The sequence below is a fragment of the Kitasatospora sp. NPDC047058 genome (assembly GCF_040643935.1).
Lineage (GTDB): Bacteria > Actinomycetota > Actinomycetes > Streptomycetales > Streptomycetaceae > Kitasatospora.
In genome coordinates, this window is sequence record NZ_JBEYVJ010000072.1 from 16,504 (window position 1) to 29,903 (window position 13,400).

At 69.6% G+C, this 13,400-nt stretch carries 15 protein-coding genes and 2 pseudogenes; 6 read left to right on the forward strand and 11 right to left on the reverse strand.

What is annotated here, in order from left to right; genetic code table 11:
* Positions 1–15 precede the first annotated feature (15 nt).
* The 11 genes and pseudogenes from ABZ885_RS14290 to ABZ885_RS14340 all read right to left on the reverse strand — a co-directional run bounded on the left by ABZ885_RS14290 (position 16) and on the right by ABZ885_RS14340 (position 8,583).
* Positions 16–762 carry a phytanoyl-CoA dioxygenase family protein gene (locus ABZ885_RS14290; protein ID WP_360187491.1) on the reverse strand — a complete coding sequence of 249 codons (747 nt, stop codon included), beginning with the start codon at positions 760–762 and terminating at the stop codon, positions 16–18.
* 26 nt (positions 763–788) lie between these two features.
* On the reverse strand, positions 789–1,577 hold the full coding sequence (locus ABZ885_RS14295; RefSeq protein ID WP_360187493.1) for a creatininase family protein: 789 nt from the start codon (positions 1,575–1,577) through the stop codon (positions 789–791).
* Complete coding sequence (locus tag ABZ885_RS14300; RefSeq protein ID WP_360187495.1) at positions 1,574–2,365, reverse strand: class I SAM-dependent methyltransferase; 792 nt, start codon at positions 2,363–2,365, stop codon at positions 1,574–1,576. Before ABZ885_RS14300 ends, ABZ885_RS14295 begins: the two co-directional genes overlap by 4 nt.
* The gene (locus ABZ885_RS14305; RefSeq protein WP_360187496.1) at positions 2,362–3,027 is read right to left on the reverse strand and encodes an HAD hydrolase-like protein; all 666 of its coding nucleotides are present in this window, start codon (positions 3,025–3,027) and stop codon (positions 2,362–2,364) included. The genes ABZ885_RS14300 and ABZ885_RS14305 overlap by 4 nt, the downstream gene beginning before the upstream one ends.
* Entirely contained in the window at positions 3,024–3,464 is a 441-nt protein-coding gene (locus tag ABZ885_RS14310) for a hypothetical protein (protein WP_360187498.1), read from the reverse strand. The genes ABZ885_RS14305 and ABZ885_RS14310 overlap by 4 nt, the downstream gene beginning before the upstream one ends.
* Positions 3,461–4,159 (reverse strand): enolase C-terminal domain-like protein, encoded by a 699-nt coding sequence (locus ABZ885_RS14315; RefSeq protein ID WP_360187518.1) that lies wholly within the window; start codon positions 4,157–4,159, stop codon positions 3,461–3,463. The genes ABZ885_RS14310 and ABZ885_RS14315 overlap by 4 nt, the downstream gene beginning before the upstream one ends.
* Before the next feature lie 36 nt (positions 4,160–4,195).
* Positions 4,196–4,501, reverse strand: a pseudogene (locus tag ABZ885_RS14320) (hypothetical protein); the annotation flags it as partial.
* Positions 4,498–6,543 (reverse strand): hypothetical protein, encoded by a 2,046-nt coding sequence (locus tag ABZ885_RS14325; protein WP_360187499.1) that lies wholly within the window; start codon positions 6,541–6,543, stop codon positions 4,498–4,500. The pseudogene ABZ885_RS14320 and the gene ABZ885_RS14325, both read right to left, overlap by 4 nt.
* Entirely contained in the window at positions 6,537–7,634 is a 1,098-nt protein-coding gene (locus ABZ885_RS14330; RefSeq protein WP_360187501.1) for a hypothetical protein, read from the reverse strand. The genes ABZ885_RS14325 and ABZ885_RS14330 overlap by 7 nt, the downstream gene beginning before the upstream one ends.
* A gap of 308 nt (positions 7,635–7,942) precedes the next feature.
* Entirely contained in the window at positions 7,943–8,170 is a 228-nt protein-coding gene (locus ABZ885_RS14335) for a hypothetical protein (protein WP_360187503.1), read from the reverse strand.
* A complete protein-coding gene (locus tag ABZ885_RS14340; RefSeq protein WP_360187505.1) occupies positions 8,167–8,583 on the reverse strand; it encodes an ATP-binding protein in 417 nt (138 codons plus the stop codon). Before ABZ885_RS14340 ends, ABZ885_RS14335 begins: the two co-directional genes overlap by 4 nt.
* 281 nt (positions 8,584–8,864) lie before the next feature.
* On the opposite strand from ABZ885_RS14340, the gene ABZ885_RS14345 reads away from it, so the two are divergent.
* From ABZ885_RS14345 to ABZ885_RS14370, 6 genes and pseudogenes are all read left to right on the forward strand, one after another.
* Positions 8,865–10,082, forward strand: coding sequence for a helix-turn-helix transcriptional regulator (locus tag ABZ885_RS14345; RefSeq protein ID WP_360187507.1), 1,218 nt, complete (start codon positions 8,865–8,867; stop codon positions 10,080–10,082).
* A gap of 27 nt (positions 10,083–10,109) precedes the next feature.
* Complete coding sequence (locus ABZ885_RS14350) at positions 10,110–10,583, forward strand: NUDIX hydrolase (RefSeq protein ID WP_360187509.1); 474 nt, start codon at positions 10,110–10,112, stop codon at positions 10,581–10,583.
* 350 nt (positions 10,584–10,933) lie between these two features.
* Positions 10,934–11,074, forward strand: a pseudogene (locus ABZ885_RS14355) (SDR family oxidoreductase); the annotation flags it as partial.
* 33 nt (positions 11,075–11,107) lie between these two features.
* Positions 11,108–11,539 (forward strand): NUDIX domain-containing protein, encoded by a 432-nt coding sequence (locus ABZ885_RS14360; protein WP_360187510.1) that lies wholly within the window; start codon positions 11,108–11,110, stop codon positions 11,537–11,539.
* A 211-nt stretch (positions 11,540–11,750) separates the two neighbouring features.
* The gene (locus tag ABZ885_RS14365) at positions 11,751–12,653 is read left to right on the forward strand and encodes a phosphotransferase (RefSeq protein WP_360187512.1); all 903 of its coding nucleotides are present in this window, start codon (positions 11,751–11,753) and stop codon (positions 12,651–12,653) included.
* An 88-nt stretch (positions 12,654–12,741) separates the two neighbouring features.
* Positions 12,742–13,209: an NUDIX domain-containing protein gene (locus ABZ885_RS14370; protein WP_360187514.1), complete on the forward strand. Its 468-nt coding sequence runs from the start codon at positions 12,742–12,744 to the stop codon at positions 13,207–13,209.
* Positions 13,210–13,400: the final 191 nt, after the last annotated feature.

Here is a 13,400-nt window from a genome sequence, read left to right on the forward strand (position 1 = left end):
GGCTCCGCTGGGCGTTCATGCAGCCTGCGGCAGGCCCTGGTAGTCGAGCCACGGGTCCTGCAGTGCCTGAAGACGTCGCGACGCGTGGTCGGGGTGTTCGACGCGGAAGTACGCCATGATCCGCGGCTCGGGGCCGAGGTTGCGGCCGACGGCGTGGGGGACGAGGTGGTGCATCAGCAGCAGGTCTCCCGGTCGGCCGAGGAACGGGGTGCCAGCGTGGGCGTCGATGTCCGGCGGAACCTGCTCGGTGATGCCGAGCGACCACTGGGTGCGGAACCACTTGGCCATGGCCAGGTGCCCGCCCGGCTGGTAGCGCAGCGCGCCGGCCTGCGGATCGGTGATGTCGGACAGCACCACGCCGACCAGCAGCGAGAAGGTCCGCAGCTCCTCGGGGTCGAGATGCGGGCAGGCGACACCGTCCACGTGCATCGCCTTGTCCGGCTGGTCCTGTTCGAGCTGGCCGTCGGGGATGCGGATCTGGAGCTGCAGGGTGGAGACGGGCCGGAGGTTGCCGAGCAGGTCTTGGGCGAGTTCGGCGGCCGGGGAGTCGGCGAAGAGTGCGAGCAGGTCGGGGTGGCTTCCGAGTTCCGGGGCGAAGGTCCGCTGCGTGTAGGAGCTGATGAGCGCGGGGTTCATCGACTCGCGGTACCAGCCGCCGACCAGGTCGCGGGCGCGGGCGATCTGGTCGGCGGCGACGGCGCCGCGCCTGACGAGCAGGCCGTCGCGCATGAAGGCGTGCTTCTCTGCGGCGGTGAGGGCCACGGGATCTCCAAGTGGGCGTAGGTCTGCTACTGGCGGCGGTTGGTCAGGTGCGCGAGTACGTGCCCGGCCGCGTCGAGGGCGTCGTCGAGAATGGCCCGGCCTGCGTCGGCGGTTGCCGCGCGCGGGTCGCCTCCGATGACACCGCAGGTGGCGATGGTGCTATCGCCGGAAGTCCACGGCCAGGTCGTGCCGCGGTCCAGGACGAGCCGCTTCACCTCGGCGCCGCTGGCGCTGAAGTCCGCTGGGAGGCGGCCGAGATGGACATCGTCCGGAGCGAGTTCGAGCATCATGGCCGTCTCGCGGATGCCTGCATGAATCTCCGGTGCGGTCTCGCTGTCGCCCCTGATGGCGGACAGCGAGGCCGGGTGGATGACGCAGACGGAGAAAGCGTGCTTGCGCTTCAGCTCGTGGAGCGCCGGCTCCAGGATTCCCCGGTTGCCGCCGTGGCCGTTGATGATCAGAAGCCTTCGGGCGGGGGTTGCCCGCAGGTACTCCGCGACCACGGCGTCGAGCAGGGACATGAAGCTCGCGATCCGGAGCGACACGGTGCCCGGTGCCCAGGCGTGTTCGAGCGAGAGCCCGTATGGGATGGCTGGCAGGGCCCAGAGGTCGTGCTGTTCGCCGTATCGCTGGACGAGCATGGCCGTGAAATGCTCCGCGAGCACGGTGTCCGTGTTGAGCGGCAGGTGGGGGCCGTGCTGTTCGTGGGAGCCGATGGGCAGGCAGAGCACGGCTTCGGTGGTGAGTTCGGTTAGGACCGCGGGTGCGGCCAGCCGCCCGACCTGGCGGGCGGCTGGTCCGCTGGCCCGTATCACTCGGTGCCCCGCCGGCCGATGCGGATGAGGAACTCGTTGTCCTCCGGGAACACGTCCTCGGTGCTGTGCTGCGCGAGGGCGTTCTCCACGGCCACCTCGAACTCGTCGAGGCGGTCTCCGAAGAGGTGCGGTGCGGCGAAGCTCGTGGAGTAGAGGTAGCCGAGGATGCTCTTGGTGCTCCACGTCCGGTGGACGGGTACTCGGATCTCCTCGACCCGGTTGAAGGGCGACTCCTCCATGATCTCGCTGTAGGGCCGGTTGTGGTGCTTGAAGGTGCTGTTGCCGGCGCGCCGTTCCTCGCCGAGGAAGCTCTGGACGACCGCGCGCACGGACTGCTTCCAGGGGCTGTCGGCGGCCCAGAAGCTGTTGTCGCCGAAGATGGCGACGGCACCGCCGGGTGCGACCTGGTCGTCGAGGAGGGCGAGGACGGTGGCCTGGTCGAGCCAGTGGAAGGCCCGGCAGATCGTCACGAGGTCGGCCTGCCAGCCGGTCGGGGGCTTGAAGTCCTCGGCCGTCGACTCGATGAGCGACAGGCTGGCGCCGTCCTGGAGTTGGGGCCGGAGGGCTTCCTCGGCGGCCGCGAGCATGTCGGGGTCGTTGTCGATGGCGATGATGTCGTCGAATCGGCCGAGGAGTGCCTCGGCGACGAGTCCGGTGCCGGTGCCGACGTCGAGGAGTCGGCGGGGCCTGCCGGGCGCGACGGCCTGCTCGAGGACGGTCGCGACCTCGTCGGGGATGCCGGGGCGGTACTGGCGGTAGTAGCTGGCGGTGCCGGTGAACAGGCTCATTTGTTCCTCGCGTCGAGTAGGTGGCGGACGTGTTGGACTGCGTCGGTGAGGTCGTGGGCGACGAACACCTCGTGCTCAACGAGGACGTGTTCGTCGGGGACCGCGCGGCCGTGGGAGAGCCAGACGGCGGCGACGCCGGCTGCCGCAGCACCGCGGATGTCGCACTCCCAGTCGTCGCCGACGTGGACCATGGTCGCGGCCGGGACCTTGTAGGAGTCGGCGATGGTCCAGAACGCGCGGCAGTCGGGCTTGGCGAAGCCGATGCGGCAGGAGGGGAAGTGGGCGGTCACCCAGGGGGAGAGAAAGGCGAGGAGCCGGTCGGGGTCGGCCTCGGTGCAGGTGACGTTTGAGAGCGTGACCACGGTGGCCCAGTCGCTGAGCTGCTGAAGCGCCTCGACGACTCCGGGGAACAGGACGAGCGGTGGGACGGGCAGGTCCGTCGGAAACTCGGTCGGCTCGATGCCCAGTGCCGCGCTGACCTTCTTGATCACGTCATCGGTGATCTCCGGAGCCGTGTGCAGGATGTCCCGCATGACGCGCCGGGCCTGCCTGGGACCGAGCGGCGAGATGGCCGCGAGCCGGGCCGCCAGGCCTGGGCCCTGTGCGTTGCCCAGCGTTCCACCGATGTCCAGGCTGACCAGCGGACGGACTGACTCGCTCATGCCGCATCGCCTCCGACAGCGGGCAGGGCGGAGACGATGGCCTCGACCCGGGCGGTGCGGATCTGCTCCGTGGTGGCCTCACCCAGGAAGGTCAGCGCGTACCGCATCTCGGCCGCGTCGAGCGCTGTCAGATCCCGCCGGCTGGTCTGGGCTGCGTCGGCCAGGTCGCCGGGGACGCTGCGCGGGCGAAGTCCGTGGGGGAGGTGGAGGGTACCGGCCCAGACCGGGGTGGGGGCCTCGATCGTCTCCATCGGGCGGAGGACGGTGACGTCGTCGAGGGTGATGATCCTGACGGCCTCCGGCCCCTGGCCGAGGTCCAGGCGGCCGGACAGGAAGGTGTCGTGGCCGTCGAGCCGCTGGTCCAGGACGAGCAGAAGGCCGTGTTCGTCGTGGCGGGTCGTTCCGTGGACGGGGAGGTGCTCAGTGGTTCGGGTCATCGGATGCTCCGGGGTTGGGTGCCGAGTCCAGGGGCCTCGGGTGCGGGGAATCTGCCGTTCTCGGGTATCCACGGTTCGGCGTAGAGGAGTTGGCGGCGCGGCTCCCACTGTCTGCGGTACTCGACGGCTCGAACGGTGTCGGGGAACGCCGCCGTGAGGTGGATGCCGGGAACCATCGAGCGGCCGTGGGGGTAGACGGGAACGCCCGCCTTGTGGCCGACCGCGGTGATTTCGACCGCGCGGGTGAGGCCGCCGCAGCCGACGACGTCGATGGTCAGCGCGGTGGGCCGAGCAAGGTCCAGGAGGGTGCCCAGGTCCTCGTCGGGCCGCAGGCGCTCGCCGACCGCGACCGGCACTCCGGCAGCGGCGAGCTGGCTGTAGAGGCGCAGGTAGTGCTCTGGCAGGGGATCCTCCAGCCAGGCGAGGTGGGGCTGGTCGAGGAGGATGGCGACAGCGGCAGCGAGCTGCGGACTCCACGTGCCAACCGCGTCGACGGCGAAGGGTCCGTCGATCACCGAAGCGGCGCGGGCCAGTGCCTCGATCAGGTCCCTGGCCTCAGCAGCGACGCTCGTCCCGGATCGCCGGCGCAGTCCCCACTTGGTGAAGGCCCACCCCTCGTCGAGGACCTGGGTCAGCGTGCTGTGGCTGGCGGGGCCGCTGAGGTCCAGCCGGAGCCACGAAGCGTACGCCGGCACCGCCTTCGTCCTCCGTTGTGGCACCAGGAGGTCGGCCACCGGCTTGCCGACCAGGCGGCCATGGAGATCCCACGCAGCACACTCGATTGCCCCGACGGACCAGTCCGAGACCCCGGGTGCGGCTGCCCGAAGCCGCGGTCGGAGACCGCTGTGGTCGAACACGGCAGCCCCTACGGCTACCGGCCCGACCGTCTCGACGGCTCGGCCAACCGGCGAGCTCACAGGCCCGTACCAACCCGTCTGCCCCGCGCCATGGACCGCAACGAACACGGTGTCGTCCCCGGTCTCCGTCTCGGCGCCGGCCGGCACCGTCTCCACCTTGTCGATGAGTGGATCCGTCATCGCACTACCTCCAGCCGGGCAGTCAGCCGACGGGCAGCCTGGAGCAATCCGCCGTCGTCGAGACCGAGTTCGTGCGCGAGAACATCCTGGGGCATCGGCCCGGACGGCTCGCGCCACCCGATCACCTCGACCGGCCTCCGCAGCCGCCCTGCCAACAGTCCCCACACCGCTGCGGGGTGCCCGAGCGTGACCACCAGGACCGAGGCGTTCTCCCCGAAGTAGTGATCGACCTCGGCCTCGGTCAGGCCCCTCGGCCAGCGCTCTGGATCGCCGAGCACAGTCAGGTCGAGAACGCCCACGACGCGAATCCGGCAGCCCAGCTGGTCACGGATGACAGGCACCGCCGCCGTGACGGCCTCGGCCGGCAGGTCGCCTGCCACGACGATGGCGAGGTCGGGCTCCTCCTGGTCGCTCAGGTGCGGCCAGATCGCGAGCCCGCGTGCCAACTCCTGCTCGACGGTCTCGTGCGGGAGCTGCAGCTCGGTGTGCTTGCCGGCGACCAGCACGTTGACGTGGCCCGTCGACTTCAGTGCCGCGTCGAGCGCGACGGCGGTGCGCCGGGCATCGGCCGGGACCAGCACGCTCACCGCAGGGTCCTCCGTCGCGAGGAGGGCGGTCGAGAGCGACGGGTCGCCGTGGGTGAAGACGTTGTGCCACCCGTACGAGGTCAGCAGCAGGTTGAGGCTCGGGGACTCCTTGTCGCCGGCGATTCGGCGGTGCTTGAGGTGGCCGACGACTCCGGAGGTCAGGAGGGGGGCGAATGCTTCGTAGGACACCAGGACACCGCGACGGCCGCTGCTGATCCAGCCGGTCAGCCAGCCCAGGAGTACCTCCTCGGCCAGCACCTCGGACACCCACGGCTCGTCCCGCAGTCCGCCGAGGCGGTTCGAGGAGAGTTCGTCCGGGCTGAAGACCCGGAAACCGCCGGCCGTAGCGTGCTCGCGGAGCACGATGCCCACGGACTCACCGAAGCAACCGGCCTGGGCGGGCACGACCGGCCTGGGCGGTTCGAGCGCGGCGCGCCCGGTGCCTTCAGCCGGGTGCCAGGCGGCCGAGTCGATCGCCTCGGCCAGCAGGCCGATCGGCTGGGCGTCCTGGTCGAAGAGTTCTGTGGGCTGGTACGACGCCAACCACTCCTCCAACTGGCCACGCTGGCCTTCGTCCTGGCGGGCCGAGCCGAGGGGCGTCTTGTGCGCCGCAGCCGTGCCGAGCGCCGGCCGCCCGTCGACCGACTCCGGTCCGCTCCAGCCCTTCACACAGCGAAGGAACACGGCCGTCCGCACGCCGTTGGCGACCTCGCTGGCAGACGCTGCCAGGGCATCCCGGAACGCCTCGTGCGCATCCACCGTGGCCGCCGGCACGTGCACCACGCGGGCCTGCCACCCCAGCCCGACCGCGTACGCGACGAGCTCGGCATCCGTCAGCGCTCCCAGCAACGACTGGGCACCCATCCGGAAGCCGTTGACGTGCACGATCGGCAGGACGGCACTCCCCTGTAGAGTCCGGGCCGCAAGCCACGAAGCCGCCGTCGTAGGGGTTTCGCACTCGCCGTCGCCGATGATCGGCACGACGATCCGCCCGGGCGCGTCGAGCGCCAGGCCGTGGCTGAACGCCAGTGCGCCGCCGAGGCAGCCTCCGGGTGCCGCGCCCGCCGGCAGCAGGGGGTGGGTCTCGGAGCCGAGGCCGTCGACGTGCGGGAAGTCGCGGGTAAGGCGTCGCAGCCCTGCCGCGTCGCGGGAGTACTGGGGGCGTACGGAGGCCAGTTGGCCGGTGAGCCAGGCGTAGGCCAGCTGGACCACCCCGGCATGGCCAGCCCCGATCACCGGGACCAGCTCGCGATTGGGCCTCAGCTCGCCGGCCGCGAGACCCGTGTGGGCGAGCGCCCACGCCGTGCCGGGAACGGTGCCCCAGTGCCCTGCGGGGCGAGGCTTGACGTGCTCAGCCTTGAGCGGTTCGGTCAGCAGCTGGTTGTCGTCGAGGTGCAGCAACGCCACCGCTACGTACGTGGTAGCCCGCCACAGCGCATCGGCCCGGTTCAGCATGGCGACACCAACTGCTCCTCACCGAACGTGAAGTACCACAGCGGCCGGTAGCACTCCCATGCCACGGGGCGAAGGCCGGTCGGCCCGACGATGTCCTCGATGTCCCGGCGGGCCTGGAGGTAGTACTCGAGGGAGTCGGACCCGTCGGCTCGAAGGCCCGCCATGATCGAGTTGTGCGCCTGGTACACCTGGAAGTTGGGGAACTCGGTGACAAACGGCATCAGCTCGGCCACGCCTGCGCGGAGGTCGGCGAGGCGGTCCAAGCCGACGATGTAGGTGAACGAGGTCGCGTGGCCCGCGCGCATCGCCCGTTCCAGGACGCGCGGCATCTCCTCGGTAGTGAGGGCCGCCTTGCTCGCCTTGAGAAGAAGGTCTCTCCGGCTGAAGCACTCGGCGGTGAGCCGCAGCACGAACGGGGCGACGCGCTCGGCCAGTTCCTCGAACGCCTCGCTGGTGTGGATGACCGAGGTGAGGAATCCGATTCGGGCGCCGATCCCGTGGGCGGAGAGCACGTCGCGTAGCCCTATCAGGTGGTCGACCGCCGCCCGCTCCTGCTCGAAGCATCCGGTTGACACGGTGACCTCCCGGAGCTCGGTCAGGTCGTGCCGGGGGTGCTGCTCGACCAGCGCGGCCAGCAGCTCGTTCAGCTCCCGCTCCTCGGCGAGCCGCGGATCGGCGGCGGCCTCCAGGGTGTTCGGGCAGAACGCGCATCCCACACAGCGGCTGCGGGCGTTGGGGTTGAGCGTCGCGGCCCGCCCGCCGTCCCGGAAGTACCCGCCAACCGCCTCGTCTGCGGAGACCCGGTCGATGGTGCCGACGACCTCGCCGCCCAGCGAGAGCTCGTCGCCGACCAGGCGGAACGGGGATGCCGCGGCGTTGAGCGGGACGATCACCATCCAGGCGACATCCGGCCGGGTCGTCAGGCGAACGGAGATCCGTGCCCGGTGCCGGCCGTGGGCAGAGGAGATCCCGTACAGGTTGATCGCGATGAGCAGGGCGTCCTCCACCGGCACGCCGTGGTGCTCCGCCATGGCCCTGATGGCCGGAAGCGTGAGGACCGCTGCCGGTGTGCCGTCGAGCGCTGTCGTCATGATCCACTCTCCGTCGCTGTCTCGACCGGGCGGTGCCGCCACGGCGTCGTTCTCTGCTCGATCTGTCTCGCTCCCCTCAACTCGTCGGGGAAGATGGGCCCGTGTGGGCCTGCCGGTGTCCGTCCGGCAGGCCCACACGGTTCCTTCGCTCAGCGACCGGGGTACGGCGGCTGCGGGGTCGGCGGTGCCGGCGGCGGCGGAGGCGGAGGAGGCGGAGGTTGGGGCGCCTGAAGGTGCGCGATCAACGACATGGCAGTGTTCCCTTCTCATCTCGGTGGTGCGTGCGATGGCGGGACGTGACTTCGTCGTCAGGCCCCGGGATCGACCGCGGTGAAGTTCTCAAAGCCGCAGTCGGGCTCGTGGTCGGCCGCCAGAACGGGGCCGAAGTGATCGGAACTGAGCTGGTCATGAGCCGTCACGCCCAGCAGGGTGAGGACGATCAGGTGACCGAGAGCCCAGAGCCAGGTGAGGACGCGGCCGAACGGATCCCGGTTGGCGGCGCGGTGGACGCCGTGGTGCAGCTGGTAGTCGCTCATGCCGCATCGGTCCTGAGCTCGGCCCAGACCACGGTGCCGTCGCGGGTCTCGTCGACACCCCAGCTCTCGCACAGGCAGCTGACGAGGAGAAGCCCCCGGCCGCTCTCGGCCGTCTGGGCGGGCTCCCGCTGACCAACGGCCCCGGATCCTGCGTCCGCGACCTCGATCCGAAGCCCGTGAGGCTGGGGCGCCAACCGAACGTCGAAGCAACCGATGCAGGAAGCCGCGCCGTGGAGTACCGCGTTCGTGGAGAGCTCGGATGCCACGAGTTCGATGTCCCGAACAAGCAGTTCGTCGAGATCCCAAACACCTGCGATCCCTCGGACCAGCGCCCGGACCAAGGGCACCGAGGCGGGCGCGCGGAGGAAACTCATCAGCACCGACACGCAGCCGGTCGCCGAGGCGGTGGTCATCGCAAGACCGTTGGTGCGAGGCAGCTGGGGCGCGTCCACATCGCAGCACCGAGGAGCCGCCGGGCGAAGGCGGTTGGCGAATGCCTGTCCCTCTGCTGCGGTCGTGCCGACTCGCAGGTCCTGACGTGCCATGACGATCACCCATCCGCATCGCGCAATGTCCCATCAGGCACAGCTGCTTGAGGGCAAGTCAGAACGCTAGGAGGATGGATGGAGAGGAACCCGGAAAATCCTTCCGGGGTAAGGGGCCGAGCTTCCCCGAGGCTGGGAGCATGCGAGGGATGACGGAGACGCTGACCATCGGCGAGCGCGTCGGTTGGTACCGCCGCCGGCGTGGCATGCCGCAGGAGGTCCTGGCCGGCCTGGTCGGGCGAACGGCCGACTGGCTGAGCAAGGTCGAGAACGGCCGGATCGAGCTCGACCGCCTCTCGGTCATCAAGTCACTGGCGGACGCACTCGACGTCCAGCTCGGCGACCTCCTGGCCGAACCGTCGCTCCTCGACGGGGCCACCAACACCCAGAGCGGGGCGGTCGCGAAGCTCCGCGAAGCGCTCATGGACTACAAGCACATGTCGCCCCTGCTGGCCGCCGACGATGTCGAGCAGCCGCCCGACCTCGACATCCTGCGCGCCGAGGTCGGCTCCGCCTGGTCCGCCTACCAGGACGCCAGGTACTCCCGAGCGACCAGACTCGTCCCCGACATCCTCGCCCAGGCCCAGCGCGCGGTTCGCATGTACGAGGGCGACCAGCAGCTCCAGGCCAAGGCACTGCTCGCCATGGCCTACCAGGGCGCCGCCATGGTCCTGACGAAGATAGGCGAAGCCGACCTCGCCTGGATCGCAGCCGACCGCGGCCTAACGTCCGCCCAGGAGTCAGGCAACATCGTCGTCACCGGCTCACTCTTCCGCTCGGTGGCCCACTGCCTGCTCACCAATGGACGCCTCACCGCTGCCCGCGACCTGGTCGTGGACTCCGCGACCTACCTGGAAGCCGGCCTCGACGACGCCTCCCCGACCTACCTCTCGATCTACGGCACCCTCTTCCTGGTCGGGTCGATGGCCGCCGCCAGGACCGAGGACCGCAGCACCGTCCGCGAGTTCCTCGCCGAAGCGAACAAGGCCGCACAGCGCCTCGGCCACGACGCCAACCACATGTGGACGGCTTTCGGCCCCACCAACGTGGCCATCCACCGGATCTCGACCGCGATGGAACTCGGCGACATCCAGATCGCCGCCGATCAAGGTCCCCGCGTGGACTCCTCGACCCTCCCGCTCGAACGCCGCGTCCGGCACACGCTCGAAATCGCCCGCGCCTACAGCGCGCAGAACCGCATGGACGAGGCGCTCGCCCTCGTCCTGGACGCCGAGGAACTGGCCCCCGAGCAGGTCCGCTACCACTTCATCTCCCGGCACCTGGTGACCGCCTGGGTCCGCCAACAGCGAGGCAAGCCCAGCCACTTGCTCGCCGGCGTCGCCCAGCGGCTCAGCATCGTCGCGTGATCGCCGCATACGGCTACAGTCGTCACCATGAGCGACTCCCAGCCCCAAGAGGTCGTAGCCCAGCCCCGCACCGCCGCCGGCGTGCTCTTCTTCGACGAGGACGACCGCATTCTCCTCGTGAAGCCGACCTACAAGCCCGGCTGGGAAATCCCTGGCGGCTACCTGCACGCGGGCGAGACCCCGAGCGAAGGCGCCGCCCGGGAGGTCAAGGAGGAGCTCGGCATCACCCCGCCGATCGGCCGCCTGCTCGTCGCCGACTGGGCACCCCACCCCACCGAGGGCGACAAGCTCCTCTTCGTCTTCGACGGCGGCATCCTCCCCGCCGACGAACTCGACCGCATCACCGTCGACCAGGTCGAGATCGGCGAGTACGCCTTCCACGCTACCGACCAGCTCGACGCACTCCTGATCCCGCGTCTGGCCCGCCGCATCCACGCCGCCTGCGCTGCTAGAACACAGTCAGAGACGGTCTACCTGGAGCACGGAGCGGCCCGCCCGTAACCACATGCGCTTTCCGGACTGTCGCGCCTCGGGGTGGGCGGCCTGGGGTTGTCAGCGGTTGTCGGCCACGGCCAGCTTCAACGTAGTCGGGAACCTCTGCTCCGGACACGAGGGCCGCGATCGACTCAGCTCATCTACCGCGCGGGAGGTCTTCTTCTCGCGCCCGGCGTGAATCCCCCTGGACCGGCATGGCTGGCCCGCTGGCGCGTGGCACGAAGGAGGGGGGCACGGCACTGACAGCTGGGTCTCCTCCCGGCGCTTCGCGAAGATCTTCCAACTGTCCTCCCCGGGGCCATCCAGGTCGAGGGGGAGACCGACTTGCCGCCCACCACCGCGCCCGACCCGAGGACCGGATCCGCCGCCAGTGCGTCCAGCGCCGCGGCCGTCCCGAGGACGTCGCCGCCGCAGCAGCGGCCTTCCTCGCCGGCCCGAGCGCGTCCTTCATCACCGGCCAGTCGTTGCATGTCGACGGCGGCTGGATCCTCCACTGACCGCCGGCACCACCGAGACAGGAAGAGAACACCATGCAGCACCGCGTCCGCGCCGTCCTCCTCACCCCGAACAACACCACGCTGCTGATCAAGCGCATCCGCCCCGGTATCGACCCGTACTGGGTGATCGTCGGCGGCAAGATCGAGCCGACCGACGCCAGCCCCGAGGACGCTCTGCAGCGCGAGATCCACGAGGAGATCGCCGGCGACGCCCAGATCGTCAGCCTCCTCCACACCCTGGAGACCGACGAGGAGCGCCAGGACTTCTACCTCGCCACCATCGACAAGTGGAGCTTCGAGGACCGCACCGGCCCCGAGTTCAGCCAGGAAGGCCGCGGCGAGTACCTCCTGGAGGAGATCCCCCTCACCACCGAGGCCCTCGACGCGATCAACCTCCTGCCCCAGGAGATCGCCTCCGTCCTCCGCGAAGCCGTTGAGCGGGGGGAACTCTTCGCAAGCAGTTAGCGCGAAGCGGGATGTGCGGCCGGCCAGACGCCTGCAAGGTGTCTGGCCAACCACGCTGGCGTACAGGACCCAGCGTCCATCCGCGCTTGCGGCTGCCGCAGCCTGGAGCGCGCCGTGGACGGGCCCGAGGCCGGCACGAGGTGCTGCTCGTCTAGGTGCTCACAAGCTTCACCTGCCCCATCCCAACGCGGCAGTACGGAAGGATGGATGGATGAGTGACTGGGAGTTCGTGAAGGACAGAACCGCCACCGAGGGCGCGGTGTGGCGGTCGGCCGACGGCCTCCTCTACAAGCGGACCGGGGGTGAGGACCTGCGGGCCGAGACCGAGTTCCAGCAGCTGGCCGCCGGCCTCGGCTACCCGGTGCCGGAGATCGTCGACAGTGGCTCGGAGGACGGGCGCTACTTCGTCGTCGAGCGCGCCATCGGCGACAACTCGCTGCACGAGGAGGCGCTGGCCTACGCCAGGCAGGACGGTCAGGCCAGCTACCAGGTCATCAGTACGGCGGCTGCCGTCGCATCGAAGCTCCTGCAGGCCCAGGCAAGGCATCCCCTGCCCGCCACGCCATGGTTCGAGAAGGCGGCCTTCGCGGCAGAGGTGTTCGAGGAGAACCCGGACTTCGACACCCCGCGGGTCCATGAGGCGGTCGACCACGCCCTCGACCGGCTGGCCCGTCTCCCGATGGTGCACGGGCACCTGGACTATGGCCTGCCCAACGTCCTTCAGGCCGGCGTCATCGACTGGCAGCATCACGGACCGGTCCCGCTCGGCTACGACGTCTACCCCGCGCTCGACATCGTGGCGTTCAAGGGCGGCGGCAAGGGCTACAGCATCACCCCGGAACAACGCGCCGCCTACACCGCCGCCCTCGACGAGACCACCGCGTCCCTGATCGGGCAGCGGGTGAGCGAGCACTTGGGCGACTTCCTTCTCGTCAAGTGCTTCTTCTTCCTCGCCCTCATGCGGCCCACCGACCCCACGCGGCACGACAAGCACATCAAGTGGCAGTACCGGCGAACCCTTTTCGCGATGGGACTTGATCAGTATGAGTCGGGCAATACGATCGACACCGGCACCTTCCCCACTCTGGAATGGTTCACCGCCGAACACCGGTAGGTCGGTACCCATCGTCCGCGACGCGACTACTTGATGTGTTGTCTTGAAGCGCCTCTTGAGCGCCCGACCATGAGGGGGACTGCCGCCTGTGGGCAGGGTTGAGTACTACAACGATCCGAATGCGCCGAAGGCCAACACGCTCATCCCGGCCAGCAACCTGCTCGTTGTCGACGCCCAGGGCGCCATCCTGGTCCAGCGACGCCGCGACACGGGCCAGTGGGCCTTGCCTGGCGGAGCACAGGACATCGGGGAGACCGCCGCCCAATGCGCCGTGCGCGAGTGCCTGGAAGAGACCGGCATCATCGCCGAGATCACCGACTTCCTCGGCGTCTACACCAACCCTAACCACATCGTCGCCTACACCGACGGCGAGATCCGCCAGCAGTACGAGAACACGTACATCGGCCGCCCTGTCGGCGGCGAGCCCACGATCAATGACGAGGCCGACGGCGTCCGCTTCGTCCAGCCCGCCGACCTCGACCAGTACGACATCCATCCCAGCATGCGCCAACAGATCGGCGACTACCTCGCCGGCAACTACCCCTACCTCGGATGATCGGCCAGCGGAGATCCCCTCGGTCGTCACTAGCCAACGTGATGGCTGCTGGTAGGACAGCGCCGGTCGCTTCTGCCGAGTTCTGACGAGCCGCTCAGTGGCTGTTGTCTTTCCGGGCTTGAGTGCTGCGTTTCTGCTGTTCAGGCATGGGGTCGGCGGTCTCGGGGAGTGGTGACCTGTCGTGTCGTCGC